The following is a 26,318-nucleotide window of genomic DNA, read 5'->3' as shown; positions in this document are numbered from 1 at the left end:
GAGTAGAGGTGACTAAGTTGGGGGGAGTCAAGGGGCTGATTTATTGGCGCTTACAACCGGCCGGCTTGGGCCTCCAGGCGTTCCCGGCTTCGATCCGCCTAGTGCGTGGCGTCACGGGCGATGTCCAGTTGGTGTTTTAGGTCGAATTGGCCGAGATCAGAGACGCCCGAGATCCGGTTGGTGCTTCCACTTTTGTGTTGCGTTTGGCCAGATTTGCCAAGGTCTCTCGGTGTTTCGCCTGCAACGTCTGATGCTGAGCCGTCAGCTGGGCCAGATACTTTCCGTGTTGAACGCGACCCTCCCTGACCGCTTTGAGCGACTGCAACAGTTTCCCCATTTGCTGTTTCAACTCCATTTGCGCCACTCGCTCGTTCACTAACGAATCCTCCAGATGGCCTCACTGTGCTTCGGACAACGCCCGATGATGCTCGGCCTAGGAGCACCAGTCTTGCCAGTGATCGCGGTCTTTTCTGAGCCTCTCGACCTGGTCGCTCAAACGGGACAGGCCTGTTTCCAGGGGCTCGACAGTGCTGTTCAGCTCGTCGATCGCCTGTTTCAGCGCCGCCGCCTCATTCTCGAACCGTTGCCGACGCGCCTCCAGCACCCGCTGCTGATCCTGCAATCGTCTTTCGGCTTCTTGGCGAGCCCAGTCGAGCAGGGCGCACATGTGATCGTTGACGATTTCCGGGATCTCCGATGGCAGCCAGTCGCCAAGGTGAGCTCCCAGGCGAGGGCAGTCTGGTAGGCTAGCCAGTAAATGTTGACGTTCGCTTTGGCCGTGCTCTTCCCGTCCGGCACGCGGAGCGCAGACACCACTTCGTCCTGCGTAGGCAGGCGCCTCCAGCTATTCAGCACCAGAAAGCCTGTCCGGATGGACCTGTTTTGTGGAGATAGGGCGGTGCTGTCTGGCAGTGGAGACCTTGGTCAGCACGCTCTCGGAGCAATCCTTAAGATGCTCTGCTCACAAAGAGCGTCGTTCGCCCTGAGTTTGCATTGATAAATCTTCAGTCTGCGGGCTTTTGGTTTTATACAACACGTGGCACGGCTGGATGCATACTCCAAAGCCAAACTCCGCTCCAATGCAGGTTAAGTATATTTCAGTATTTCTGTCTTACTGCTAGCCGGGGGTGATTACTATGCCAGATGACATTGCCACCAAAGGTTTGAAATGGTTGCTTGAACACCGACAAAAGTGGAGCTTGTCGATTGACAATGTGTCCGAGCTACTTGGTGGGCTATCGACGCACACCGTTGAAGATTGGGAACGGAAAATCGAGCAAGGTGCGGTGCTTTCTTTGCCTAGGAATGTAGTAGAGCGCATAAGCCTCCTGCTGGGCATACACAAGGCATTGATGCTGCTGACACCGGTCAACCGACCAGACCTCGTATGGCAGTGGTTTCAAACGCCAACCGCCATGTATGACCTCAATGGGAAGTCTATCCGGGACTACCTGCTAGCGGCCGGTACAGTAGAGAGCTTCTATTACGTTCGAAGACAGCTTGATCAGTAGGCACGGGTAAAGACTGGCGCTGATAAACAGTAAAGTCGGCCTTTAGATCAGGAAGTCTTAGAACCGGGATCCGCCTCCGACATCAATCGAAACTCCCCCTGCAATTGAAATAAGAGCAGTTCTCAATTTGCAATTACTGCTGATTACTGATCTATTGGTCAAATAACAATCAAAAACTCTAGAGCCAAATGGAGAGTCGCTATGCCTGCCAAAAGACTTCGCTTCCTGGCCACGGCTGGACTGTGCCTATCACTGTCGTTGCCAGCGATCGCCGACGACATCAAAACCTACTTTAACCATCCGGTTGATGCCCCAGCCATTCAGGCAGATTTAGAAGCGGAGATCATCGGGATCATAGACGGCGCCACCTCATCACTCGATATAGCCGTTTACGATCTGGATCTGCCAGGTATCGCTCAAACCATGGTCGACGCTGGTGATCGCGGTGTCACGGTGCGCTTCATCACAGACGAAGACAATACAGGCCCTGAAAATGCCCAAGCCTTGGGTATCCTCTCCAATGGCGGTGTTCCCTGGATCGATGACACTGCAGATGGTTCCGCTGGCTCCGGGATCCAACACAACAAGTTCATCATCGCCGATGGTCAATCGGTGTCCGGTTTAACGGGGGCAACTACAACTACACTTCATCACCAATAGCGAATACAGTCTGTTATAAATCATCAAAAGGCACTGCGGAGGGATTCGTGCAACTTCACTCGTACCGTCTAAGGAATTTTCGACGTCTGAAGGCTGCTCATATTGAGCTGGCTGATGACATATCCATATTTGTAGGATCCAATAACAGCGGGAAAACGTCAGCAACTCAAGCCATCCAGGCGTTTGTCACGGGTGGGAGAGATCGCTTCAGCCTTTATGACTTTAGCTCTTCGTGCTGGAAGGCCTTCGATGAAGCGGAAAGCAACAATGTGGACGATCCTATTCCCGATGGCTTGCTACCAAGCATAGACCTTGATCTCTGGTTTGAGGTTGCAGTACCGGATCTCTATCTTGTAATTCCCTTACTTCCGAGCGCTGCATGGGAGGGAAGCAAGGTCGGAATCCGGGTTTCTTTTACCGCACGTAGCCCCTTAAACCTAATTCAGAATTACCGAGCAGCTAAAGCTAAAGGTGCCGCGCAGGCAGCAGAGTTATCGCCGGGATCGGAATATGTTCCTTGGCCTCGATCCATGACGGACTATCTTCAGCGCGAACTCAAGAACGAATATGAGTTGCGTTACTTCGTCTTAGATCACACGCAATTTGATAAGAATTTCCTCGAAATAGGGGACTACGTTCCAGAAGAGTTGCGTAAAGAGCAGGGTGGCGGAGCGATTTTGAAGTCACTCATCCATATCGACAATTTGGGGGCTCAACGACATCTCGCTGACCCTAATCCGGAAGCTGGAGGACGATCAGAAGACCTGTCAAAGCGTTTGAGCCGCTTCTACAAGCGTAACCTTGATCAAAGGCAAGACGATCATGCTGCCCTTAGGGCACTGTTCGAATCCGAGCAAGCGCTCAACAGTCACTTAGATGGCGTGTTCAAGCCGATGCTTGATCGGCTCTCGAAGCTTGGTTATCCGGGTGTTAATAACCCGCGCCTGAAAATCATGTCAGCGTTAGACCCCGCCCATGTCATGAGTCAGGACGCCCGAGTTCACTATCAAATCGGAGAAGGCGAAGACACTGCGACCCTTCCTGATAGTTACAACGGGCTTGGATTCAAGAATTTGATATACATGGTTGTGGAGATACTTGATGCGCAAGCCAAGTGGGTGGCAATGGAAAATCGCCCTCCTTTGCATCTTATTTTCGTCGAGGAACCAGAGGCCCATCTGCACGCCCAACTCCAGCAGGTCTTCATCCGCAATGTTCTTGAGCTCTTGAACATAAAAGACGACGTCGATAGTATTTTTAGCAGTCAAATGGTCATCACGACCCACTCGCCACACATCCTTTACGAACGAGGATTCAAGCCGATCCGCTACTTCCGACGAACGAAGATCGGCAGGGAACAGTTGACGGAAGTTCTAAATCTATCAGCGTTCTATCAAGATCAATCAGATGATCGCGATTTTCTAGAACGATATCTGAAACTAACGCATTGCGACCTCTTCTTTTCAGATGCTGCTATTCTTGTTGAAGGCAATGTTGAACGATTGCTCCTGCCCGTCATGATCCGCAAGGTTGCGAGGCCCCTCCGATCTGCTTGCTTGTGTATTTTGGAAGTAGGTGGTGCATTTGGGCACCGCTTCCAGTCTCTCATCGAGTTTCTCGGTTTAACGACACTGATCATTACAGATATTGATAGTGTTGCCCTTGTAGTTCCTGAAGCTGACGCTGACATTGATGATGAGGAAGTCGAGGAGTTCGAGGTTCCTGCCGATGAAGAAGAAGACGTCGCTAGGCAGGTCCAGGATGGTGGTCAAAATCCGGCTGCCAAGCCGGTAGAGTCGCCACCTAAAAGGAAATACGGTAAGGCTTGTCTGCCCAATGAACCAGGCGCTGCAACCTCGAATCAGACCCTGATAAAATGGCTTCCTGGCAAGCGAACCATTGAGGAGTTACGTAACGCCTCGGAAACCGACAAAACTCACGAACTTAAAGATAACACCAAGGTTCGCGTGGCCTATCAGACTGAACGGCCTATCACTTGGAATGGCGCTACTGAAAACCTCTGCGGGCGAACCCTTGAGGAAGACTTTAGCCTTGAGAACCCAGGATGGTCTCAATCTGTTGAGAGGAAGCCTCTTGGCCTGATTGTAAAGGGTGAAATTGCTGATCCCAGTACTCTTGCTAAAGGTCTTCACAAGAGAGTTTCGCGAAAGAGCTTCGATAAGACAAAGTTTGCACTCGCCTTACTCACTGAGGACGAAGATGCTTGGGATGTCCCGACGTACATCCGTGAAGGGCTGGTCTGGCTTAATGAAGAAGTGCGGATAGAACTCGAAACCGTAATTCCCGACGTCGATCCAATGGCTGAAACTGGTGGGATAGGGGAAGCCGATGAGTAGTCGAGCGAACAAGCCTGACACCCAGGCAGACATCGACTTGCGAAACTGCCTTCAAGCTGTTCAACCGCGCAGTTTCATAATGAAGGCTGGCGCCGGCTCCGGCAAAACCACGTCTCTCATTAAGGGGCTGTCTTCAGCCATTCAAATACACGGCGAACAGCTGAGGAAACTCCGTCAGCGCATCGCCTGCATTACCTACACGGAGATTGCAGCCGGAGAGATATGGCGAGATGTCGGCAGTGATCCACTGGTTCACGTTTCGACAATCCACAGTTTCTTCTGGCTGCTAGCTAAACCGTTTCAGAACGACATTCAGGCCTGGGTCTCTGAGCGCATCACGGAGAAAATTGAGGTGCTTGAACAGAAACAGGCATCCTACGGCCCTAGGGTTCAACAGCGTACAAAGGACAAAGACACCCGAGACCTTGAGTGGCTTCGCAGCCAGTTAGACGGGATCGCCGAAGTTAAAGGCTTCCGATACGGAAAAGGTAGCGACTACCTAAAAGGGACCTTAGGACACGATGACATTTTGAAGATGGTTACGTACCTCATAATGCAGCGCCCTCTCTTTCGAACTCTTCTCGCGCGCCAATTTCCTTTCGTATTTGTCGACGAGAGCCAGGATACGACCACTGAAGTCATAGAAGCATTGAAAACTGTTGGGCGCGAACCAGGCGTTAGGTGTTGTCTCGGCTTTTTTGGCGACCCAATGCAACAGATTTATGCCACGGGTACCGGTTTGGTTGAAGCGGAGCCACATTGGGCCGACATTCCTAAGCCAGAGAATTTTCGGTGCTCCATCCAGGTACTCAATCTGGCAAACGCCATTCGGCGCGATGGTGATGACCTTGTTCAGGTTCCTGGCCAGCGTCTTGGCCCCGACGGCATCATTCCAACGCCAGAAGGAGCGGCTCATCTTTTTGTATTATCTGCGGACGATACGCGAGATGCCAACTTGGTTCGGGTGCGCGAATGGATGGCTGCCCGAACCGGTGATGATCGCTGGCGATCGGATGATGATGACCATGAGCGCGTAAAGCTTCTGGTCATCGTTCACCAGATGGCCGCAAAGCGCCTAGGGTTCGGTGAACTTTACACGGCGCTCAATTCAAGAGCGCCGTCATCATTCAAAGACGGGTTTCTGGACGGCACTGCATGGCCTCTTTCACCGTGTGTGAAATTTCTGATTCCGATAGCGATTGCCCATACAGGAAACCGGCAGCTCGAAGTAATGCGACTGATCCGGGAATATTCGCCCCTTCTTGAAAAAGGCGACCTCGCCGGAGTGACCGTCGCAGAGCGATTAAAGACAATAAATGAGCTTGTAATCTCAATTGCAGAAGGCATAGCAGGGGATTCAAATGTAACAATCGGCGACCTTCTGAGGCAGGTGAACGACGCAGGGTTACTTATCTTCGATCCACGGCTTGCATCCTATTTGAATCCAGACGCTGCTCTATCTGGTCAACCCGCAGAGGGGGCGGGCAGTGATGACACCCAAGGTGAGGATGGATCCGATAGGGAAATGGCTTCAATGGACGCTTTCTTAGCTTGCCCCGCTAAGCAGCTTCTGGCGTACCAGACCTACATTTCAGAGCGCTCACCTTTTGGAACTCAACAAGGCATCAAGGGGGCTGAATTTGAAAGGGTTCTCGTCGTCTTAGACGATGCGGAGAGTACCCATTTCCAGTTTTCTTACGAAAAATACCTGCGTCTCAAAGCGCCCTCAGACACAGATCAAAAACACATCGATGCAGGCGAAGAAACAGTTGTGGATCGAACTCGCCGTCTTTTCTATGTGAGCTGCACAAGGGCACTAAAAGAACTGGCGGTCGTCCTCTTCACCGCTGACCCTGAACAGGCTGAGGCGCATCTGCGCCAGCTTGATCTTTTTGAAGGTGACTCCATCCATACGCATAATGTTTTTGAGGCAGGATAAATCGCATTTCCATGGAAATATCAGTTCGCGAACAGAGCTTGCCAGGGGTTAAGATCGGATGTCCTTAACTCGGCCCAAGGGCCTCGCTAAATGCGCTGTTTTACTCTGCTAGCAGTCGACACTATTCACGCCTGGCGGTTGATTGTTTCACCGACAGTTGAATCAGAGCCAGCTCGGTTTACAAGCAATCAGGATCTGATGGCAGGTGGGAAACAACCCTTAAATAAAACTTATGTTTGCTTCAAAATTTTGAACTTAGCTTGAAAAAAATCACATCTTTGCTTGAACAGGGAATTGGACAGGAGGCGCACCATGACCCACCCCCTATGTCCAATACTGTTTAGTATTCGACATAGGGATGCAATCAAGTATAGTATTGAATTAATATATAAATTCAGGGTAGAGACCAGTGGCTATACCAAAACCCGTACCACTGTTCCCATCATATGAGGAACTGTCAGATTTCAACTGGGGATCCTATCCGGATCTCAAAGTTCATTTGGACCAATTGCCTGATTGGTGCGCAGTGCAGTGGGGTTGGGCTACTGACTTCCTTCTTTATGTCGGCCGGAATAAGTCAGACCATACATTTACCAGATTCAGGTCCGAAGTTGAGAAATTTCTTCTCTGGGTAAATCTAGTCACCCAAAAGCGGGTGGATACACTTCGTAAGTCGGATGTATTGGACTATGCGGAGTTCTTTTTTAAGCCACCTCAGTCTTGGATAGGCCTGGTCAACGTTGAAAAATTTAAGAGAGTAGGTGGTGAGTACCGCGAAAACCCCGAATGGCGCCCATTCAGGTATATTTCTGATACTACCGTTCCAGATAAAAAGCAGTATCGACCTTCTCAGCAGTCAATGCAGGCCATGTTCACTGCAATTACTGCATTTTATAAGTTTTTAATGGATGAAGAAGTCTGTTTGGGTAATCCCGCTCAGATCGCCAAGAAAGACTGCAAACGGCTGATTAAGGACACACAAATCAGGAAAACGAAGCGTCTGGACAAGGAGCAGTGGGCTTTCCTGTTAGAAGTGGCAACCCAGATGGCGAATGAAGACCCGACTTTCGAGCGGAATCTTTTTCTGATTGCGGCCATGAAAACCATGTTTTTACGGATCTCTGAGTTATCAGAACGAGATGACTGGATCCCCATCATGAGTCACTTTTGGCAGGATGATGACAAGAATTGGTGGCTGAATGTCTATGGCAAAGGACGGAAGCTACGGGATGTGTCAGTACCGGACGGATTCATCCTGTACCTTGAGCGATATCGCATTTCCCGAGGTTTGCCTGAGTTGCCTACCAGCCATGAAAGGCAGCCGATAATAGCAAAAAGCCGTGGTACAGGTGGTATGACAGCACGACAATTGTCTAGACTCGTTGATCATGTGCTCAGCAAGGCTTATCTGATTAAGCTAAACAATGAGGGTTCAAAAGCAGCTCAGGTCTTCAAGGATGCAACATCTCACTGGTTGCGGCATACAGGAGCTAGCCTTGAAATCGATCGTGGAAGAGCTTTGAAAGACGTTTCAGAAGATCTCGGACATTCCAGCATGGCAACTACTGACAGTGTCTATGTTCAGGCGAGTGCTAAAAACCGAGCTAAAAGCGGAAAGAGCCGTGAGGTGTAGGTATTGGTGCCTGGCGATTGATTCAAATCCTGATTCGAGAGAAAGCTATACTTCAATAATCCGTACTGTTTTTCAGGAGAACCAGAACTATGAGCTCCAAATGCCCGTCCGAAAGTGATGAAACCGCGCATTTGCGCGCTTTGTGGCTGGCTATTGACACTATAACTGCGCGTTTTGGGTTCAGCGAGCCTGAGATTCTTTCACTCTTGGGAAGTAGCCTGTCCTCAACCGCCTTACATGAAGGTTTGAAAACTCAAAATGTACCTGTTAAGCCTGCGGTGAAAGATCGGGTTTCCGCTTTATTGGGCATAGACCAGGCCTTGCAGGCCATTTTTAGTTCACCAACTCAAGCAGCATCCTGGATTGATCGATCCAATGAACTCCCGCCATTTTCAGGTAAAACACCAAGACAACTAATGCTTAAGGGTGATTTTGAAACCTTACTCAGTATCAGACGATTCCTCGATTATTGGACCACCTGAACTCTCCAAGACTTGCTGCCATCCTAGAAAGTGCTGATTTGAGTTTGTCTCAGTTTTAAGTTCAAACAAATGATTTCCAATATTGCTTGGAAAAAGGGTCATAACACGCTGTTAGATTTCCAAATTTGCTTGGTTGCCCAAGAGAGGGTATCTGGAGCTGGCTATATTGACTCACTATTTCCTGTAATCTTTATTACAGGAAATAAGGTATTCAAACGACCCGCCGGACTTTACTGCTGATCACTCCCTGGCCAAATCCCAGTTGTCAATCCCATTTTTTAAACTGAATCGGTATAGAAGTTTTTCATTACTTACTGCGGATTCTTATGGGAACCCAGCTTCAAACCAATGGCCAGTATGGTGTCACCATCCATTTGCCGGATGGTCAGACGCAACCCGCCCAGACGAATCCGATCGCCTTCTACGGGGTGTTTACCCAGTCGTTGCTGCAACAGCTCGGCGACGGTGAGGCGTTGCTCGGCTGGTGCCATCGCAATACCGTAAGACTTAACCAGATCATCCACCAGGGCTTCCGGCCGAATCACGAATTCCCCGTAAAAATTCTGAGCGGTCAGCATGCCCTGTTGTTTCTGGCCACTGAACTGAGCGGCCACGTCGTCGACGTCTTCAGAGTGCAGTAGCATCCAGACACGGTCACCCGCCTTGAATTTGATGGCCCCATCGACATCCATGGGACGCTTGTCTCGAATCAGCGCCACACATTGCGGGTTGGCACTGTCGTTCTGGTTGGCGTTAAAGAACGGCGACAGCACGGGCGCATTGGGCTGCACCACGAATTCGTCGACTTCCAGCGACAGGTCCGCCTCGTTCAACAGCGGATGGCGATTGGTCGGTGCCGGTGGCGCGGGTATCAGCACGTTCAGCAGGCGCGCTACCACGGGTACCGTTGAACCCTGAATCAGCAATGACACCAACACCACCGCAAAGGTGATGTCGAACAGCAACTGGGAGTTTTCCAGGCCCGACATTACCGGGTAAACCGCCAGAATGATGGGAACGGCGCCTCGCAGACCCACCCAACTGATGTACCAGCGCTCCTGCCAGCGGAACCGGAACGGCAGCAGACAGAGGATCACGGCCAGTGGTCGTGCGAACAGCATCAGGAAGGCGGCAATGGAAACCGCGGCCAGGGCGTTCTCGAACATATTGGCCGGGCTAACCAGCAGCCCCAGTATCAGGAACATGCCAGCCTGAGACAACCAGGCAAGGCCGTCCATGATCTGCGATACCGACTCCGGGGGCTTGGTTTTGGCGTTGCCGACCACCAGGCCCAGCAGGTAAACCGCCAGAAAACCGCTGCCGCCCAGCCGGTTAACGCCGGCAAAGACGACCAGACCGAAGGAGACAATCAGGATCGCATACAAGCCTTCGGCCAGGTGCAAGCGCTTCAGCAGACCAACCAGCACCCAGCCACCGAACACCCCGATCAACCCACCGAGCAGGAACTGCAACAGCACCAGCTGCAGCAAGGCGCCGGGTGTGAACTGGGCTGAACCGGTCAGCAGCTCGATCATGATCACCACGAGCAGAATGGCCATCGGGTCGTTGGCACCCGATTCAATCTCGAGCGTACCCCCTACCCGTTCATTCAGTCGTATGCCACTGTTGCGCAACAGGTTGAACACCGCCGCCGCGTCGGTAGAGCCAACAATGGCGCCGAGTAACAGCCCGTAGCGCAGGTCGACACCCAGTAACCAGGTGGCAAAGAGGCCAACGCCGGTTGCGGTTAAAATGACCCCGGCGGTGGCCAGCGTTACCGATGGCCAGAGGGCTGCCCTGAACGTACTGCGCTTGGTGCGCATACCACCGTCGAGCAGAATGACGGCCAAGGCCAGGTTGCCAACCAGAAAGGCCAGGTCGAAGTTGTCAAAGGGAATGCCGCCCACGCCGTCTTCACCGGCAAGCATGCCGACACCCAAAAACAGGAGCAGAAACGGTAGCCCCAGTCGAACGGTCAGTGAACTGGCAATAATACCGATCAGCAGCAACAGGCCGGCAATCAGCAGGAACGTATTGGTATCAACCATTGGGTCGGTGAATCCTTTGCAATTCGGTTTATCTGGCAGCCAATTGTGCGACTGCTTAAATTAGGTTGAAAATGCCCTGCGCAGTCAGGATGTTATCTCAACATCTGATTCAAGAATAAGTCGGGATGCCTCACCGGCCGCATCCCGGTAAGGTAAAAATACCAGGTTGGCCCCCTTGCGCTTCAGCATCTCGATGTCTGAGACCTTGTGGGTAGTCAGCGCAATCTGGCCATCGAAACCATGACGGTGTAATGCGCTGATCAATGCCAGCCGGGGGTCTTCCGCCGAGATGGCATTGTCTTGCCCACGCAGTGTTGATATGACCCAGCGCGTATGGGTCAGCGGCAGATGCTCGACGAAATCCGGGTCGCAGGCATCACCATAGTAGGCTTCCATGCCATCGAGGCGGCAATGTTTAACGGTTTCCGGATTAAAATCAACGATCGCGATGCGATACCCCTGCTCTTTCAGCCGGTTGGCAATTTCAGAACCAAAACGTCCATAGCCATAGAGAATAGCATCGTATCGCCTGTGTTCGAGGTGAACCTCTTCGTCGGCCGGTTTTTCCGCATTGGTTAAGTGGCGGCGTTCGAATACCCCCAAATAAGGCTCAAGCCACCGATACAGGGTGTGAGAATAGGTAATCATATAGACCGACAGAACGATGGTGATCAACCCCACCAGGGTGACCAGCCCCAGGGCACTGGCGGCCACGTGATTCAGGGTCATGCCCATGGCCATGAAGATCAGCGAGAATTCACTGATCTGCGCAACAGTCAGCCCGGCCAGGAACCCGGTTCGTTTGGTGTACCCCATATACCCCATGATCGCCATAACAATCAGCGGGTTGCCGATCAGAACAAAGACCGACAAGACCAGGGCCGGAGCAACCTGTTCGCCCAGCAGCCCCAGGTCGAGCTGACTGCCCAGTGCGATGAAAAAGAACAATAATAAAAAATCACGCAGTGACGACAGCCGTGAAACGATGGCCTCCCGGTACGGCGTAGACGCCAGTGCAACCCCGGCCAGCAGGCCACCGAGTTCCATACTGAAGCCCAATAGATGGCCCAGAGCGGCCAGCAGCGTCGCCAGTGCAATGGCAAAGACCAGCAGGAGTTCGGACGAGTTGGCGACCCGCCGCATCAGGGCGTCGGCAAAGAACCGTACAAAGAGAGCAACCAGGCCGAGCATGATCACGGCTCCCAGTACGATGCCGATCAGCCGGCTGCCGGTCGACTCACCCGCACCCTCACCGCCGACACCAATAGCCGACAGTCCAATCATGGCGAGCACGACGACAACGTCCTGGACAATCAGAAAGCCAATGGCAATGCGCCCGTGCAGGGAGTCGGTTTCCCGTTTGTCGGACAACAGCTTGACGATGATGATGGTGCTCGAGAACGTCAGCGCGATGGCGGCGTAGATCGACACAACCGGTCCTAAACCGAGCAGCAAACCCAGCAAAAAGCCGACAATGGCGGTAAAGGCAACCTGCCCCAAACCGGTCGCCAGGGCCACTGGTCCCAGAGTCCGTATCAGGGCAAGATCGAGCTTGAGTCCGACCAGGAACAGCAAGATCGCGATCCCCAGTTCCGCCAACAGTGCAATGTAACCGGCATCTTCGACCAGACCCAGCACCGAAGGCCCTGAAATGATGCCGACGGCAATAAAGGTGACGATCATCGGTTGTCGCAACCATTGCCCCACCAGCCCTAACAGGGCCGCAAGAGTCAGCATTGCGGTCAGTTCATAAAAGGCATTGCCCTGGATGAGTGACGTTAATACATCCATCTAGCCATCCTTGTGTTCGGTGTGCCTGGGCCGATCTACCGGAGCATCGGCCAGTGTGGCCTTCAAAAAGGCCGTGGCTGGTTTATCCAGATGCACCTGGTTCCAGACCAGATCTTCAATGAAACGTTCCCTCAGCATCCGGGCTTTATGCCGGTCCGGGTCGCGTTGATGCCATTGAAAGGCAATCCGGCAGGCGGTAGCGAGGCTCCGGTCGGCGCGGGCAGCGTCGAGGTAGTGTTCTGCCGCCATGATCAGGTTCCGTTCGGACCAATTGGCAATAGCCTGCTCCAGCTGGCCTTTCAACTCGGTCTGTTTGAGCTGTTCCAGGTCCGCTACCAGGCCGGGGAGTGTTTCTACCAGTGCCTCACTGAGAGTACTGAACTGCCCTGCCCGGGCCAACTGTTTTACCCAGTGATGGGCCTGTGTCGTGAGCGTCAGATTAACGGGTGATTGTGCCAGGCGTTTTTCGCGCCGGCGGCGGCGCCTGGCCGAGAGTGTCTTGCGCAACCGGTCCCAGTCGGGGCGGTTCAGGTTATGCTCTAGCAGCGTTTGCAAGGCATCGCAGTCCGGATGCGTCGGCGACTGTACATAGCGGCACTGGTGAAGGCGCTCGGTCAGGTGCGCCAGCCCCTGGGCGTGAACCGGGTGGTCTTCGTCCAACAGCCAGCCCGGCTGCGACATCTGATAGTCGAGCCAGTCCAGTGTATCGAACCAGTCGTCGGGGGTGATGTGAAAGCGTGGACGGGGCATATTGTCTACACGGTAGATTATATTGCGTCAGTATCGCGGCTTTCACCTCAGGGTACAAGTCTCACACACTCCTGCCTTGATTCAGATCAACCCCAGCTCCAGTGCTTTCAATACGGCCCGGGTACGATCCCGGACATTCAGCTTGGCGAGTATGTTGGAGACATGGTTTTTGATCGTACCTTCAGACTTAAAAATGGCGCGCGCGATCTCTTTGTTGCTGTAGCCGCCAGCCATAAGCCGCACGATTTCAATTTCGCGCTGCGTCAACGATTCCTGAACCGGGTCCCGTTCCACTTTGGTCTGGGTTTGCAGTTCGGTAAAGCCTTTCAGTACCCGTTCGGTCACGGCTGGCTGAATCAGGGTTTCACCACGGTGCACTGCATCAATGGCTTCTACCAGGCTCTCCAGCGATACATCTTTGAGCAGAAACCCACGGGCACCAGCGCGAATGGCACTGAGTACCAGCTCATGGTCATCGAAGGTTGTGAGGATGATGACCGGAATAGTATTGCCCTGACCGGTCAGGGTTTTTAGGGTCTCTATGCCGTCGAGGCGCGGCATCCGTATGTCCATCAGAATGACATCGGGCGTGAGGGTGTTCAGTGCCTCCAGCGCTTCCACACCATCGCTGGCTTCGCCCAGAATGTTAATATGACCAGCCAGTTGCAGCAGTGATTTGATGCCTTCGCGCACCAGGGTTTGGTCGTCGACCAGCATGACGTTGACTGACTCGATCATAGCGACTCCATAACAGGAATGGTGATGTTGAGTTTGAATCCGGAACCCGAGGCGACGTCGAGCTTGCCTTTGAGTGCTTCGATGCGCTCACGCATGCCTCGTAACCCCGCGCCTTCGCGCCAGTCGAGCTGACAACCGCCGTTATCGGTAATGGTCAGTACCACGTCATTCACGCCGTGCTGCAGTTCAATGTTCATCTCGCTGGCATTGCCGTGTTTAAGGGTGTTGGTAACGGCTTCCTGGATACAGCGAAACAGAGCTTCGGCCACTTCGATGTCCGCTACGCTGATGTTATCGTCCATGCGCAGGTTGATTCGTAGCCGGGGGATTTGGGAAATCAGGGCTTCCAGCGCTTCCTTGAGGCGAATGCTGGAGTCACCACGCATTTCGTGGACGGTGTTGCGTACATCGGTCAGTAACAGGCGCGATAGCTGGTGTGTTTCCTCAATTCGGGTGCGGGTCTCACCCTCGGTCGTGTAGGTCAGATATTGCAGTTTCAGGATCAGGGCGGTCAGGTGATGGCCCAGACCATCGTGCAAATCCCGGGCGATGCGGATGCGTTCGGTTTGTTTTGCCGACTCTTCCAGCAAGGCCTGAGTCGCAAGTAATTCCCGGTTCAGAATGGTGATCTGATCGCGCGCCTCCTGTTCCTGTATAACACGCTGGCTCATCAACAGGGCGAACACATGAAAGGCAGCACCCAGGGCCGTCCAGATGATGGCATCAGGCTCGCCCCAGATAAACGCCAGATCGATCAACACCAGAACCAGAACGGTCAAATAAGAGACCGATCGGGACATCAGAAACGGCAGTTGCGCCGCCAGGGAGACGCTCAAGATGGCGATCACCCCGGAATCGGCAACAAAGCGTATGCCGAGTACCGCCAGAAACTGTACGGTAAACGACAGCTGCCGAATGCGCATATCCATACGCTGGTATTGCTGTTCCCGGGTGGTGTAGAAAAACCCGACGATGAACAGCAGTAACAAGGCGACAATAACAAACAGACGAATCTGCCCGGCTTCAGTATGAGCTGGCGCGTTGCTCAGCGTCAGGTAGCAGACAATAGCCCAGGCAATATAGCCCATAACGCCCTCGAGCGATTGCGTCAGGCAGTGTACGGGTAAGCCATGTCGTGATGTGAATCTTTTCATGGTGGGTAGTGTATCCTGAGATCCGCGAGGCGCCCACATCCGAAGGTCACCTTGTCAGCGCCGGTCCGGCTCGCGCATACTTCAATCACTGATAATGAAACCGGTAAGCCAAAAATCCCGCTGATTGCATCCAACGTTTGAGGAGAGCCCCTGTTGAACGCCCCCTACCCGGCCCCCAGCCCGGTGTTTGATAACCTGAGTGAAATGGGTAACCCGTTTCGGGACCGGGTGACGCCCGGGGATTTCCTTGAACAGGCAGCGCGCATCAGCAGCATGGACCTGCAGGCCGACCTGCAACGCACCAGCGAGTTTCTGTACAGCTATCGGGGCAGCCCGGATACCTTTGCCAGTTATCGGCGGGAAATCGAGCGGTTTGTACAGTGGTGCTGGCTTATACAGGGGTTATCGCTGGCTGAGGTGCGACGCCAGCACATCGAGCAATTTGTCGAATTTTGCCAAAACCCGCCCCGGCACTGGGTCGGCACCAAAAGTGTCGCCCGCTTCCTGAACGCCGGCGGTGAACGGGCGATTAACCCGGACTGGCGCCCTTTTGTGGCAAAAGTATCCAAACGCGACCATAAACTGGGCGTAGCGGCCGACCCGAAAGCCTATGTGCTGAGCCAGAGTGGGCTGCAGGCGATTTTTTCAGTGTTAAGCACCTATTTCAATTACCTGATCCAGGAAGAACATGTTGACCTGAACCCGGTCGCCCAGATTCGTCAAAAGGGTAAGTTTCTGCGTAAACGCCAGGGTTCACAGGCCATTCGGCGGTTGTCGGAAGCCCAGTGGCATGAGGTGCTGAACGCCATGGATCAGGCCCTGCCGGAAGACCCTCCGCGTTTCGAGCGCGCTCTGTTTATCATGAGCTGTCTGTTCGGCATGTATTTGCGAATCTCGGAACTGGCCGAGTCAGACCGCTGGCAACCCAGCATGGGCGACTTTCACAAGGATACCCAGGGCAACTGGTGGTTTACCACAGTCGGCAAGGGCAATAAGGAGCGCGATATCTCGGTGTCGGATGCCATGCTCGATGCGCTGAGGCGGTTCCGGGAATATCTGGGCATGACACCCTTGCCATTACCCGGTGAGTCAAGCCCACTGATCCCGAAACTTCGCGGCAAAGGCGGCATCAGCAGTACAAGGCAAATACGCTTTATTGTTCAGGACTGTTTTGACCGGGCCATCGAGCGCCTCAGAGCCCAGAGCGAACCCGAGGAGGCCGATGCCCTGCAGGCCGCAACCGTGCACTGGTTACGCCACACTGGTATTTCCGAAGACGTTAAATTACGGCCCAGAGAGCACGTTCGCGATGATGCGGGCCACGGCTCCAGCGCCATCACCGATCGCTACATCGATGTCGAGCGCCAAGCGCGCCACAACTCGGCCCGGGGCAAGAAAATCAGCCCGGTTTAATCATCTTCACGATCTCGACCGATGATCCTCGCCGGGGAGCGCATGGTCACGAATTCTTCTGCGGCTGTGGGGTGAATACCGATGGTGCGGTCAAAGTCAGCTTTGGTCGCACCCGCTGTCATCGCAACCGCCAGTCCCTGAATGATTTCAGCGGCACTCTCGCCCACCATATGAGCTCCGATCACCGCGCGCGAGTCGCAGTCCACCAGTAGCTTCATCAGGGTTCGCTCCGGGTTTCCGGAAAGCGTGTTTTTCATAGCTTTGAAATTGGCCTCATAGACTTCTACTCGCTCGTAGCGTTTTGCTGCCTCAGCTTCCGTCAAGCCGACGGTACCAATGTTGGGCTGGCAAAAGACGGCGGTTGGGATCCGATCATAATCGACCGCTCCGGGCACATCGCCGAACAGATAATCGGCAACGTACATGCCTTCAGCCAGAGCCACCGGTGTCAGCTGTACCCGGCCAATCACATCGCCCAGTGCAAAAATGTGCCGAACATTGGTCTGGTAATGTTCATTCACCTCCAGATGCCCGGCGGATGCGGCCTCAACGCCGGCTTTATCAATATCAAGGCCGTCAAGTAAGGGGCGGCGACCAATCGCGCTGACGATGAGATCGGTCTCGCGTACGCTGCCATCGGACAGCGTTGCCCGGTACCGACCGGTGCCCAGTATCTCGACCCGGGAAATCTCACGGTTATAGAGCAGTTGAATGCCAGCCTGCTCCAGTTCACTGGAGACAAATTCACGAATATCGTCGTCAAAACCACGCAAGACGGGTTCACCGCGGTGTACCAAGTGCGTTTTCGCGCCCAGGCCATTGAAAATGCCCGCGAATTCGACGGCGATATAGCCGCCGCCGATTACGATGACATCCTGCGGGAAGGTGTCGAGGTAAAACACTTCATTGGAGCTGATAATGTGTTCGGCCCCGTCGATCTCAGGCATAACCGGCCAACTGCCGGTCGCGATCAGAATGTTGGCGGCGCGGATTTCGCGGTCACCCACGGCCACGGTGTGATCATCGATAAACCGGCCATGGCCATGGATAATATCGACCCCGGCACGGTTCAATAAACCATCATAAACCCCATTTAATCGTTTAATTTCATTGGTTTTATTGTCCCGCAGCGTGGGCCAGTCAAACTCAGGTTTTTTGTCTACCGTGTAGCCATAACCAGCCGAATCTTTGAAGGCTTGGGAGAATTCAGAAGCATATACAAAGAGCTTCTTCGGCACACACCCCACGTTAACGCAAGTTCCGCCCAGATACCGGGATTCAATAACAGCGACGCGCCCGCCTTTTGTCGCCGCCATGCGAGCCGCCCTAACACCGCCGGAGCCAGCGCCGATAACGATGAGGTCGTAGTCATTAGGTGAAGTAGTCATAGTATTTCCCGATTCAAATATGAAAAAAACCGGTTAAGCCGGTTTTTTGAGCTGTTAGCTATTAGCTATGAGTCGTTTACTGTTAGCTCGTAGCTCAATCATCCCCTAAGCAGCCGCCTCGACATAATTGGGATTTGCCCGAAACAGGACGACTTCAGTCAGGTCGGTGCCCATCTTGATGTCGGCGAAACGCTCGTAGCCGAGGGTTTCATAGAAGGTCAGATAGCGGTTGTTACCGGTATCCAGAAAAACGCCGATCGACTGGGCATCATTACTGACCTGTTGATGCACGGTTTCCATAAGTAAGCGACCCAGGCCCTGTTTTTGGAACTCGGGGTGTATGCCGATCAGGCTCACCGTTCGGTGGGCCATGTTGGGCAAACTGCTTTGGACATCGTTAAAGTATTGAATGTAACGACGCGTGCTTTCAAAACCCGCAGTCAATGTCATTTTCAAGCGCCACAGAAACTGACGAGAAATATCCATTTTCAACCCGACATCACTGACAAACGCCACCCCAAGCACCCTGCGATCCTGCTTGTGGACAACGCCCAACACGGTTTCACCGCGTTCAAAATGGAGGTGAATCAGTTCGCGAATGGTCGCCCGTATACGTTGTTTGTAGCCAGGGCGACTGCTGTCGAGCAAATAGTTGAACGTAGGTTCGTCTTTATAAGAATGATACAACAGCGACCGTGCCTGGCGACTGCAACGTTCATCCAGCGCCATGACTTCGACGTCGTTTAGATCCATAGCCGCCATACTGACTCCATGCCCTCTGAATGATTATGTTTATATTGCTGATCATAGCGAGACATACCGGCCGTTATTTTGCCAGTATTCAGCCAGGGATGAAATGATCCAGATCAGCGACTGAAGCTGGCCTGTACCGAAACCTGCCCGGCCCGGTCGGTTGCTTCCAGTGTCAGTTGGGCGGCGTCGATGTCCTGGGCTTCCAGAGCACCCAGCCAATGCATCAGGCTGGTAAAGCGTACGCTGTCTACCCGAACACGAATGTGCTCGCCATCCGGTTCAAAGCTTTGTATCACCACACCAAACCGGTTGGCCTGGTTGCGCACCACTGCGTTCAGTGAACCGCCCCCCGCCACTGGCGACTGGGTGTTGTTATTCGCCGTCGATAGGGCCAACGGTGCCCGTTCAACCAATTGCCGATACGTTTCTTCGGCCGCTCTCAGGTCAGACTGGGTTGACTCGCGCCATGCCAGAGTCGGGTTAACAATACCGAACCAGAGCACCAGCGCTCCGACGGTGACCAGCAATACGGATAAGGCGCGACGATCGCGCGTTGGCAGGCCTTGCCAGCGCATCGTTAGCGGTTCCAGCCAGGTGGTCAGCTGAACGGTCATGATTGCACCTCCCGGGTAGCGCGATACCGGCCACGCACGGTATCCCGATCCTGGCTGGCTGAGTACTCGACGCTATAGCCGGCTTGCTCCAGCTTACGCTTCAACTGTTCAAACGCTCCAAACGCGTCAGCCTGGGCATCGCCATTACGGATCACGGTAAACAGCATTTCCTGTCGGCTGGCCTGATAACGAAAATCTTCCAAAACCAAACCGGTATCGAGGGTGCCCAGTGCATCCATAGCCGCGAGAACCGAGCCTCCCCCGGCGTCGGCGGGCTGCTGTAATGATTGAATCCGGTTATCCAGCTCACGTACCATCAGCGGTCGCTGAATGCGTTTGTCCTGGCCAAATACCTGTTTGAACACGGTCTCACTGGCCGTCCAGGTAGACTCGGCTTCGGCTTTGTCCTGCCAGCCCTGGCTGACCGTCAGGACGATCCATATGGCCAGAAAAAAACTGGCCGCGAGCGCCGAAGGGACCCAGTAAGCGCTGTGCCCGCTGGATTTACGCAGTGCAAACGGGCCGGTCATCAGGTTGCCCTGGTAGCGGGTATCGACCACGGTCTCATCCCAGTCGGGCAGGTCCGTTTCCGCCTGAACCTGCCAGTTGACGTCGTCTCCGGCCGCCTCCAGTTCCGTTTTCAGTGTCCGGCCAATATCGTCTGCGCTGCGGCTGGTCAGGATAATTTGTAGGGGTGTTTCGTCCAGGTTCTGACTGCGTTTCCATAACTCAAACCATTGCGAAAAGCCGTTTGGATGGATCTGGTGAAGTTCCCAGCCAGCACGGCAAAGTACCCGGTCCGGGGAGACGTCGATACTGACGTCCTGAGTTTCCGGTTTGCTGACCTGACAGTAACCGGCATCGAAGGCCTGAACCAGATTAAAGCCACCCTCGGCCAGGGTTTTTCGCAGCTCCCGCAGGCGCTGGGTCTCGATGACCAGCACCGGCAAGGTTCCCTGGCCGGGTTTGGCCAGCGGGATAATGTGCAAACTGTCGATGTCTTGAGCCAGCTGTTCTTCAGCGGCAAACCGCAATACCGTTTCTGGGATCCGGCGCCCCCCACCTGGCACCGTTACCTGCAGCGCGGTAAACCCCTGATGTGGCAAATACAGGCGGGTCGAGACACCCTCGAGATTCTGGTTCTGACGTTGCAGTTGCACGTCGTCCCAGCGCCCCTCCTGGACCTCGGCTGAATCGGTCCAGTGCCACCTCAGGTGCGTTGGGTCCTGCCAGAAAATCGAAATCTGCACGTTCATGAATACTCCAGCGCAATCATAAGGTTTCGTCCTTGGTGGTATCGCCCGGCGTCCGGTTGGCTTCGGTGCTGGCCTGGGATCTGAGCACGATGCGAGCAGCCTCGTCGTCGCGCAGTATATGGCTGCTTTGGGTCAGTGTTCGTCCGTCCAGTGTCACTTCAGCGTATAACGTAAACCAGTCGGACCGAACGGTCAGTTGATCGTTCAGCAGCGGCACCGGTTGTTCATTTTCTTCAACCTGGAATACCGCCTGATTCAACAGGTCATCGACCGACTCATAAGGTTCTTCCTCGCGTTCCTGGACGAAAGTATCCACGTCGCTTTCACTCAGAAACGGGGCGATGGTCATCAGTACTTCGGCCGGTGCCGTGTTGATGTTCAGTTCTGTCTTGGGCGGCAAGACTGCTACATAGGGTTGCAAGGTTGCCAACGCTTCCCGATCTACCGATTTTAGCAACAGCAGTTCACTGCTGTCCGCCATCGGCTGAAAAGAGGGTGTATAGGGCGGTTCCTGATCACCGTAGTTAAACTCGGCGCCACTATCCTGGTCGAACCAGTCGCTCAGCTCGTCGGCAATGGATTCTTCCAGCCCGAGAGTCAGCAGCAGGCGTTTCAGGCCGGTTTCCGCACCCTCGGGATTGGCAGCGGCTGGATGCAGGGCGTTCAGATTGAACCGGCCCTGCAGGTCGTTCATCTCCAGGGATATAACGCCCTGATCCACAGGAAATGACACTGCAGGCTGATTCCAGAGTTCGCCCAGATGATCGGTTTCGTTGTCCTTAACGTCCAATACCAGACCCACACGGGCGATGTCTTCCGCGCTGTCGATATAAGCCTGTGCCTGGCTCAGAAACAACGACTGATAGGTCCGCTCGATCTGAATACGTTGCTCATATTGCAGCCGCGCAACGATGATCGCCAGCATGGCGAACACCAGCAAAACCTGGATCAGGGCAAAGCCGCGCTCAGCTTTCATCGGCTACCTCCGATGCCTGGTAACTCTGGGGTACCCGAATCATGCGGCGCACCGCATCGTCCTGTCCGGTTTGCAGTTCAAATTGTACCGCCAGTAGTCGTGGTACCGTGTCCTCGTTCAACAGGTCTTCGGGGGGCCAGGTGTTCAGCCAGTTTTGCTGCCCCTCGATTTCAGCGAGAAACTGCCATTGCAACGACTGCACCGGTCGCATCAGCAACCGATGTTGCCATTCGAGGCGTCCGTCGTCATCCAGATGCTGACGCTGGCTGCGAATCAGGCAAAAGTGTCGATCTCCGGACTCTGCTTGCTGCCGGTTCTGTTCTTCAGGGCACAGTTCACTGCCCTGCTCTGCCAACTGGTAACTGACTCGCTGCAACCTGGACCGCTCCATATCGACAAACCGGCTCAGAGCCCAGCCGTTTCGGGTCAGATAGAGTGCATCCTGGTCAAGCAGCATGGCCTCCTGATAGTCTCCAAAAGGGTCCCGGACCGGACGGTCAGGCACCCACTGGTGGAGATCGGTGACCAGCGTACGCACTACCCGGGTCAGCTGTGAATAGTATTCGTTCTGAACGACCAGGGTATCCTGAGTCTGACGTGATACCTGTACCAGATAGTAAGTGCCTACAGCGAGGATGGCCGAAATGGCCATCGCAATCAGCAGTTCGATCAGGGTAAAACCGGAATGGCGGCCAGGCATGGTCATGGGGTTGCCCCCAGCACCGCGATCAGTGCATCGACCGACGACTCGCTGCCAGGAGGAAAGGCACGCAATTCGACCCGCCGCAAATACGGACCCAGGAGTTCCATCTCGACGGCGGTGACCGTTACTTCAACTCGCCACGACTGCTTGTTGAAACTGACCTGCTCAGTTTGGGTGCCGGGGTCTGGCAGCGCGCTCATGCGCAGTTGACTCAGCACGGTATCGTTCACCCAGCGCGCCTGGGTTTGTTCCTGAATCTGGCGCGCGGACATCAGGTTCTGGGTATTGGCCAGTGAGACCGCACCTGCCATCACCGCGAAAATAGCCAGTGCAACCATGACTTCGATCAGAGTAAAGCCGCGTTCAGCGTTCATCACGCAGGACCTCTGGCGAGTTAAAGCCATCGGCCCGCACCCGGACTTCATCGTTGGTACTGTCCGTCAGGCTGAGCACAAGATCGTAGGCGGGGGTGTAGTCTTCCGAAGGCAGCAGGATGACATGCGGCTCCAGCGCAAATTGCTCTGTGGGCAGGGCCTGGTTGAGTTCAACCCATTGATTATCGAGTGTTAAATTCAACTGAATGTCCTCAGAGACACCCCACAGCCTGGTCTCTTCCACCAGCGACCAGACGATGTCCGGCTCACCGAGCGTTTCATCGCCCTCTTGCCATTCCAGTTGATAGACGCCGTCCTGAACAAATACCAGGCCGCGTTCGCGGTTACTGAGCAGCACCTGGTCTTGAATACGTTCCATTCGGTAAGCAAACTGGCCAGCGGCTTGCTCCAGTTCCTGTACCGGGTCGTTACTGGTAACCGCCAGACGCACCGCACCCGCCGCGATGCCGATAATGACAATCACCACCATCAACTCCAGCAGCGAGAAGCCCCGGTTGTGCGCGCTGCTGTAAACTCGACGGGTCGGTTTCATTCCGTATCGTTGGACGAAATATCCTGATCCAGATCGTCGCCACCTGGCTGACCATCCGCACCGTAGGAAATGACCTCAAAATTGTTATTGCTGTCATTGATATAGGCGTATTCACTGCCCCAGGGGTCGGTAGGTGCCTGGCGCAGGTAGGGTCCACGCCAGTTGCGTGGTTCCGGGTTGCCGGATGGTTTGGTCACCAGCGCACCCAGCCCCTGATCTGTAGAGGGGTAGTGGGAGTTGTGCAGGCGGTAGGTCTCCAGCGCATTCTCAATGGTTTTGATGTCCGTTTTGGCACCGGTCACCCGGGCTTCATCGCCCCGACCGGTTACATTGGGCACGACCAGACCAAACAATACGCCGAGAATGACCAGCACCACCATCAGTTCGATCAGCGTAAAACCCTGTTGCTTACCCGTGTTCGGCATACGTGTGTTCGGTTTGCGTTTCATCATTGTGTCCTAACCTACAAAGCTGTTCATTTCCATTATGGGCAGTACGATCGCTAATACGATAATCAGCACGATGCCCCCCATCAACAACACCATCAAGGGTTCGAACAGCCCCAGAATGGTGGTGATGAGTTCCTTGACCTGCTGGTCCTCGGCATCGGCCGTGCGTTGCAGCATGCTGTCGAGCTCACCACTGGCTTCACCACTGGCGATCATGTGCAACATCATTGGCCGAAAGTGTCCGGCGTCAGCCAGGGCCTTGCCCAGACTGCCACCTTCCGACACCCGTAACGCAGATTCCTTTACGCGTGCCCGAATTTCAAGATTGGTAACCACCTCGGCCGAGATGCGCATGGCCTCGACCAACGGCACTCCGGATCCGGAGAGAATGGCCACCGTGCTGATAAAGCGGGCGGTATTAAAACCCCGGGATACGCGACCTATCAGCGGCAGGCGCAACAGCACCCGATGGGTGACCCGGCGCCGGCGTGGTGCCCGGTTCCAGAGCATCAAAGCAATCACCAGGGCAACAATGACCAGACAGGACACCAGCCACCAGTTTTGTATCCATTCACTGGCCGCCAATAATGCCCGTGTTGGCCCCGGCAGCGCTTCCCCGGTAGAAGAAAACACGCCGACGATGTCTGGTACCACAGAATTAAGCAAAAATACCACAATGCCCACCGCCACCAGCGTCAGAAACGCCGGATAGATGGACGACATCTGCACTTGCTTGCGGGTGCGTTGCTGATCTTCCATATAGTCGGCCAGGCGCAGCATGACGCGATCCAGGTGCCCACTGTGCTCACCAGCATCAACCGTTGCCCGATACAGCGGAGGAAAGGCACGCGGAAAGTCGCTCAGGGCACGGGCCAGACTATGCCCCTCCATGACCCGCGCCCGAACGCCGAGCATCAGACTGCGCACCCGGGCGCGTTCAGATTGCTCCGCAACGGCACGAATGCACTCTTCCAATGGCATGCCAGAAGCGACCAGCGTTGATAACTGTCGGGTCAGCAATGCCAGATCCGCCACCGATACCGAAGGCCCCCCAAACAGCCCGGTCGAGCGGGACTGTCGCTTTTGGGTCAGCTCGACATCGACTGGAAACCAGCCTTTATCGCGTAATTGCTGACGCACCTGGCGGCTGCTATCTGCCTCAATTACGCCTTTGCGGCGTTTGCCTTTTGCATCCAGAGCCGCGTATTCGAAAGCCGCCATGGTTTAATAGCTCCGATACACGCGCAGTACTTCCTCAACGGTGGTCAAACCACCGAGTACCTTGTCTTTACCGTCTTGCAATATGCTGGGCGACAAGGTGCGGGCGTGACGTTCCAGGTCGATGTCACCGGCCCGGTCATGCACCAGCTGGCGCATGCCTTCGTCTACACGAATAAACTCATACAGACCCAGGCGTCCGCGATAACCGGTGTTTTTACAGGCTGAGCACCCTGCAGCGTGATAAATAGTGGGTCTCGATTCCAGAGGTATTCCCAAGAACTCGCACTCAGCCTCGTCCGGTTGATAAGGTTTTTTGCAATCCGGGCACAGGGTTCTGACCAGGCGCTGGGAAACCAGGCCAATCAGACTCGATGCCAGCAAAAACGGTTCGATACCCATGTCTTGCAACCGGGTCACGGCGCCAGTTGCGCTGTTGGTGTGCAGGGTGGATAACACCAGGTGACCGGTCAGACTGGCCTGAACGGCAATATCGGCCGTTTCATAGTCACGAATTTCACCGATCATCACCACATCCGGGTCCTGACGCAGAATGGCGCGCAGGCCGCGCGCGAACGTCATATCGACTTTGGTGTTCACCTGGGTCTGTCCGACACCCGGCAAACTGTATTCGATGGGGTCTTCGACCGTCATGATATTGCGACTGTGGCTGTTGAGCGATTGTAACGCCGCGTAGAGCGTCGTGGTTTTACCTGACCCCGTAGGCCCGGTTACCAAAATGATGCCATGCGGCCGCTGAATCAGGTCATTGATGGTTTTCAAATCGCGTGGATGTAAACCCAGCTGGTTCACATCAAGACGCCCCGCCTGCTTGTCGAGCAAACGCAACACTACCCGCTCACCGTGATTGGAGGGAATAGTAGAGACCCGCAAGTCCACTTCCCGACCCGCGACCCGCAATGCGATACGGCCATCCTGCGGGACGCGTTTTTCAGCGATGTCGAGACGCGACATGACTTTGATACGCGACACCAGTAACGGCGCCAACGCCCGCTTTGGCTGCACCACTTCGCGCAATACGCCATCGACCCTGAACCGGATCGACAGCCGCTTTTCATAAGTTTCGATGTGGATGTCCGATGCCTGCTCACGAATCGCTTCCGACAAAATGGCGTTGATCAGCCGGATAATGGGTGCATCGTCTTCCTGCTCCATCAGATCTTCTGTTTCCGGCACTGAATTGGCCAGTGAACTCAGATCCATGGTGTCACCCAGCCCCTCAACCATCTGCATGGCGTCGTCGGAATCGGTGTGATAAGCGCGATTCAGGTACTCGGAGAATTCCTGTTCATTCACTTGCCGGTGCGGAAACACGCCTTGCATCAGGCGTTGCGCTTCCTGCAACGCGTTCAGATTCACATCCGGCCGGTACAGCAAGCGTGGCCCGTCCGCATGGTCATAATCGATAACCACGCCATGACGTTTGGCGAATGTAAAAGGCAGGCGTCGTTCCGTAACGCCCTGGGGTACCGCATTCATTACTGTGTCCTGTACTGTAGACCGTCGTGTGCCGGGGTCATCGGTTGGCTGTCGCTCA

General features: G+C 54.4%; 25 protein-coding genes. 7 read left to right on the top strand and 18 right to left on the bottom strand.

The features are described 5' to 3' along the window. Positions 1-136: 136 nt before the first annotated feature. Together WEB54_RS00500 and WEB54_RS00495 are read right to left on the bottom strand one after the other, a co-directional pair. Positions 137-376, bottom strand: a complete 240-nt coding sequence (locus WEB54_RS00500; RefSeq protein WP_368052688.1) for a hypothetical protein — start codon at positions 374-376, stop codon at positions 137-139. Positions 377-433: 57 nt separating this feature from the next. Beyond that, entirely contained in the window at positions 434-667 is a 234-nt protein-coding gene (locus WEB54_RS00495; RefSeq protein WP_368052687.1) for a hypothetical protein, read from the bottom strand. A 469-nt stretch (positions 668-1,136) separates the two neighbouring features. On the opposite strand from WEB54_RS00495, the gene WEB54_RS00490 reads away from it, so the two are divergent. From WEB54_RS00490 to WEB54_RS00465, 6 genes are all read left to right on the top strand, one after another. Further along, on the top strand, positions 1,137-1,511 hold the full coding sequence (locus tag WEB54_RS00490; protein WP_368052686.1) for a hypothetical protein: 375 nt from the start codon (positions 1,137-1,139) through the stop codon (positions 1,509-1,511). A gap of 201 nt (positions 1,512-1,712) precedes the next feature. Beyond that, on the top strand, positions 1,713-2,171 hold the full coding sequence (locus WEB54_RS00485; protein ID WP_368052685.1) for a phospholipase D-like domain-containing protein: 459 nt from the start codon (positions 1,713-1,715) through the stop codon (positions 2,169-2,171). 47 nt (positions 2,172-2,218) lie between these two features. Then, on the top strand, positions 2,219-4,528 hold the full coding sequence (locus WEB54_RS00480) for an ATP-dependent endonuclease (protein ID WP_368052684.1): 2,310 nt from the start codon (positions 2,219-2,221) through the stop codon (positions 4,526-4,528). Then, on the top strand, positions 4,521-6,467 hold the full coding sequence (locus WEB54_RS00475) for a UvrD-helicase domain-containing protein (RefSeq protein WP_368052683.1): 1,947 nt from the start codon (positions 4,521-4,523) through the stop codon (positions 6,465-6,467). The genes WEB54_RS00480 and WEB54_RS00475 overlap by 8 nt, the downstream gene beginning before the upstream one ends. 409 nt (positions 6,468-6,876) lie before the next feature. Further along, the gene (locus WEB54_RS00470; RefSeq protein WP_368052682.1) at positions 6,877-8,100 is read left to right on the top strand and encodes a tyrosine-type recombinase/integrase; all 1,224 of its coding nucleotides are present in this window, start codon (positions 6,877-6,879) and stop codon (positions 8,098-8,100) included. Positions 8,101-8,189: 89 nt separating this feature from the next. Beyond that, on the top strand, positions 8,190-8,582 hold the full coding sequence (locus tag WEB54_RS00465) for a hypothetical protein (RefSeq protein WP_368052681.1): 393 nt from the start codon (positions 8,190-8,192) through the stop codon (positions 8,580-8,582). Positions 8,583-8,893: 311 nt separating this feature from the next. Here the strand turns inward: WEB54_RS00465 and WEB54_RS00460 are convergent, their stop codons facing one another. The 5 genes from WEB54_RS00460 to WEB54_RS00440 all read right to left on the bottom strand — a co-directional run bounded on the left by WEB54_RS00460 (position 8,894) and on the right by WEB54_RS00440 (position 15,063). Next, complete coding sequence (locus WEB54_RS00460; protein ID WP_368052680.1) at positions 8,894-10,630, bottom strand: potassium/proton antiporter; 1,737 nt, start codon at positions 10,628-10,630, stop codon at positions 8,894-8,896. 84 nt (positions 10,631-10,714) lie between these two features. Beyond that, positions 10,715-12,421: a cation:proton antiporter gene (locus WEB54_RS00455; RefSeq protein WP_368052679.1), complete on the bottom strand. Its 1,707-nt coding sequence runs from the start codon at positions 12,419-12,421 to the stop codon at positions 10,715-10,717. Beyond that, positions 12,422-13,171 carry a hypothetical protein gene (locus tag WEB54_RS00450; RefSeq protein ID WP_368052678.1) on the bottom strand — a complete coding sequence of 250 codons (750 nt, stop codon included), beginning with the start codon at positions 13,169-13,171 and terminating at the stop codon, positions 12,422-12,424. A gap of 81 nt (positions 13,172-13,252) precedes the next feature. After that, complete coding sequence (locus WEB54_RS00445; RefSeq protein WP_368052677.1) at positions 13,253-13,909, bottom strand: response regulator; 657 nt, start codon at positions 13,907-13,909, stop codon at positions 13,253-13,255. Next, a complete protein-coding gene (locus WEB54_RS00440) occupies positions 13,906-15,063 on the bottom strand; it encodes a sensor histidine kinase (protein ID WP_368052676.1) in 1,158 nt (385 codons plus the stop codon). The genes WEB54_RS00445 and WEB54_RS00440 overlap by 4 nt, the downstream gene beginning before the upstream one ends. Before the next feature lie 153 nt (positions 15,064-15,216). On the opposite strand from WEB54_RS00440, the gene WEB54_RS00435 reads away from it, so the two are divergent. Beyond that, positions 15,217-16,476 (top strand): tyrosine-type recombinase/integrase, encoded by a 1,260-nt coding sequence (locus WEB54_RS00435; protein WP_368052675.1) that lies wholly within the window; start codon positions 15,217-15,219, stop codon positions 16,474-16,476. On the opposite strand, the gene gorA is transcribed toward WEB54_RS00435, so the two are convergent. The 11 genes from gorA to gspE all read right to left on the bottom strand — a co-directional run bounded on the left by gorA (position 16,473) and on the right by gspE (position 26,260). After that, positions 16,473-17,864: a glutathione-disulfide reductase gene (gene gorA, locus WEB54_RS00430; RefSeq protein WP_368052674.1), complete on the bottom strand. Its 1,392-nt coding sequence runs from the start codon at positions 17,862-17,864 to the stop codon at positions 16,473-16,475. The two genes, WEB54_RS00435 and gorA, sit on opposite strands and share 4 nt — an antisense overlap. A gap of 105 nt (positions 17,865-17,969) precedes the next feature. Further along, positions 17,970-18,626, bottom strand: a complete 657-nt coding sequence (locus WEB54_RS00425; RefSeq protein ID WP_368052673.1) for a GNAT family N-acetyltransferase — start codon at positions 18,624-18,626, stop codon at positions 17,970-17,972. 104 nt (positions 18,627-18,730) lie between these two features. Further along, positions 18,731-19,231 (bottom strand): type II secretion system protein GspM, encoded by a 501-nt coding sequence (gene gspM, locus WEB54_RS00420; protein WP_368052672.1) that lies wholly within the window; start codon positions 19,229-19,231, stop codon positions 18,731-18,733. After that, on the bottom strand, positions 19,228-20,487 hold the full coding sequence (gene gspL, locus WEB54_RS00415; protein ID WP_368052671.1) for a type II secretion system protein GspL: 1,260 nt from the start codon (positions 20,485-20,487) through the stop codon (positions 19,228-19,230). The genes gspM and gspL overlap by 4 nt, the downstream gene beginning before the upstream one ends. Positions 20,488-20,503: 16 nt before the next feature. Continuing rightward, positions 20,504-21,463, bottom strand: coding sequence for a type II secretion system minor pseudopilin GspK (gspK, locus tag WEB54_RS00410; protein ID WP_368052670.1), 960 nt, complete (start codon positions 21,461-21,463; stop codon positions 20,504-20,506). Next, complete coding sequence (locus WEB54_RS00405; protein WP_368052668.1) at positions 21,453-22,169, bottom strand: type II secretion system protein GspJ; 717 nt, start codon at positions 22,167-22,169, stop codon at positions 21,453-21,455. The genes gspK and WEB54_RS00405 overlap by 11 nt, the downstream gene beginning before the upstream one ends. Then, positions 22,166-22,540, bottom strand: a complete 375-nt coding sequence (gspI, locus tag WEB54_RS00400) for a type II secretion system minor pseudopilin GspI (protein ID WP_368052667.1) — start codon at positions 22,538-22,540, stop codon at positions 22,166-22,168. Before gspI ends, WEB54_RS00405 begins: the two co-directional genes overlap by 4 nt. Beyond that, positions 22,530-23,093, bottom strand: a complete 564-nt coding sequence (locus WEB54_RS00395; RefSeq protein ID WP_368052666.1) for a type II secretion system protein — start codon at positions 23,091-23,093, stop codon at positions 22,530-22,532. Before WEB54_RS00395 ends, gspI begins: the two co-directional genes overlap by 11 nt. Then, on the bottom strand, positions 23,090-23,545 hold the full coding sequence (gene gspG / locus WEB54_RS00390) for a type II secretion system major pseudopilin GspG (protein WP_368052665.1): 456 nt from the start codon (positions 23,543-23,545) through the stop codon (positions 23,090-23,092). Before gspG ends, WEB54_RS00395 begins: the two co-directional genes overlap by 4 nt. 6 nt (positions 23,546-23,551) lie before the next feature. Beyond that, positions 23,552-24,763 carry a type II secretion system inner membrane protein GspF gene (gene gspF, locus WEB54_RS00385; protein ID WP_368052664.1) on the bottom strand — a complete coding sequence of 404 codons (1,212 nt, stop codon included), beginning with the start codon at positions 24,761-24,763 and terminating at the stop codon, positions 23,552-23,554. A gap of 3 nt (positions 24,764-24,766) precedes the next feature. Then, positions 24,767-26,260, bottom strand: coding sequence for a type II secretion system ATPase GspE (gene gspE / locus WEB54_RS00380; protein ID WP_368052663.1), 1,494 nt, complete (start codon positions 26,258-26,260; stop codon positions 24,767-24,769). Positions 26,261-26,318 lie beyond the last annotated feature (58 nt).

This window comes from Saccharospirillum sp. (genome assembly GCF_040881935.1).
Classification (GTDB): domain Bacteria; phylum Pseudomonadota; class Gammaproteobacteria; order Pseudomonadales; family Natronospirillaceae; genus Saccharospirillum.
The sequence above is the reverse complement of the archived record's forward strand: the minus strand, read 5'-3'. Positions and strand labels throughout refer to the sequence as shown.

Excerpts from the sequence above, each read along its gene's own strand:
- gspI (WP_368052667.1), bottom strand. The coding sequence starts at position 22,540 with ATGAACGCTGAACGCGGCTTTACTCTGATCGAAGTCATGGTTGCACTG.
- WEB54_RS00445 (WP_368052677.1), bottom strand. The coding sequence starts at position 13,909 with ATGATCGAGTCAGTCAACGTCATGCTGGTCGACGACCAAACCCTGGTG.
- WEB54_RS00465 (WP_368052681.1), top strand. The coding sequence starts at position 8,190 with ATGAGCTCCAAATGCCCGTCCGAAAGTGATGAAACCGCGCATTTGCGC.
- gspF (WP_368052664.1), bottom strand. The coding sequence starts at position 24,763 with ATGGCGGCTTTCGAATACGCGGCTCTGGATGCAAAAGGCAAACGCCGC.
- WEB54_RS00450 (WP_368052678.1), bottom strand. The coding sequence starts at position 13,171 with ATGCCCCGTCCACGCTTTCACATCACCCCCGACGACTGGTTCGATACA.
- WEB54_RS00490 (WP_368052686.1), top strand. The coding sequence starts at position 1,137 with ATGCCAGATGACATTGCCACCAAAGGTTTGAAATGGTTGCTTGAACAC.
- WEB54_RS00425 (WP_368052673.1), bottom strand. The coding sequence starts at position 18,626 with ATGGCGGCTATGGATCTAAACGACGTCGAAGTCATGGCGCTGGATGAA.
- gspM (WP_368052672.1), bottom strand. The coding sequence starts at position 19,231 with ATGACCGTTCAGCTGACCACCTGGCTGGAACCGCTAACGATGCGCTGG.
- WEB54_RS00495 (WP_368052687.1), bottom strand. The coding sequence starts at position 667 with ATGTGCGCCCTGCTCGACTGGGCTCGCCAAGAAGCCGAAAGACGATTG.
- gspL (WP_368052671.1), bottom strand. The coding sequence starts at position 20,487 with ATGAACGTGCAGATTTCGATTTTCTGGCAGGACCCAACGCACCTGAGG.
- WEB54_RS00460 (WP_368052680.1), bottom strand. The coding sequence starts at position 10,630 with ATGGTTGATACCAATACGTTCCTGCTGATTGCCGGCCTGTTGCTGCTG.
- WEB54_RS00440 (WP_368052676.1), bottom strand. The coding sequence starts at position 15,063 with ATGAAAAGATTCACATCACGACATGGCTTACCCGTACACTGCCTGACG.
- gorA (WP_368052674.1), bottom strand. The coding sequence starts at position 17,864 with ATGACTACTTCACCTAATGACTACGACCTCATCGTTATCGGCGCTGGC.
- gspE (WP_368052663.1), bottom strand. The coding sequence starts at position 26,260 with ATGAATGCGGTACCCCAGGGCGTTACGGAACGACGCCTGCCTTTTACA.
- WEB54_RS00475 (WP_368052683.1), top strand. The coding sequence starts at position 4,521 with ATGAGTAGTCGAGCGAACAAGCCTGACACCCAGGCAGACATCGACTTG.
- WEB54_RS00395 (WP_368052666.1), bottom strand. The coding sequence starts at position 23,093 with ATGAAACCGACCCGTCGAGTTTACAGCAGCGCGCACAACCGGGGCTTC.
- gspK (WP_368052670.1), bottom strand. The coding sequence starts at position 21,463 with ATGAAAGCTGAGCGCGGCTTTGCCCTGATCCAGGTTTTGCTGGTGTTC.
- WEB54_RS00405 (WP_368052668.1), bottom strand. The coding sequence starts at position 22,169 with ATGACCATGCCTGGCCGCCATTCCGGTTTTACCCTGATCGAACTGCTG.
- WEB54_RS00485 (WP_368052685.1), top strand. The coding sequence starts at position 1,713 with ATGCCTGCCAAAAGACTTCGCTTCCTGGCCACGGCTGGACTGTGCCTA.
- gspG (WP_368052665.1), bottom strand. The coding sequence starts at position 23,545 with ATGATGAAACGCAAACCGAACACACGTATGCCGAACACGGGTAAGCAA.
- WEB54_RS00455 (WP_368052679.1), bottom strand. The coding sequence starts at position 12,421 with ATGGATGTATTAACGTCACTCATCCAGGGCAATGCCTTTTATGAACTG.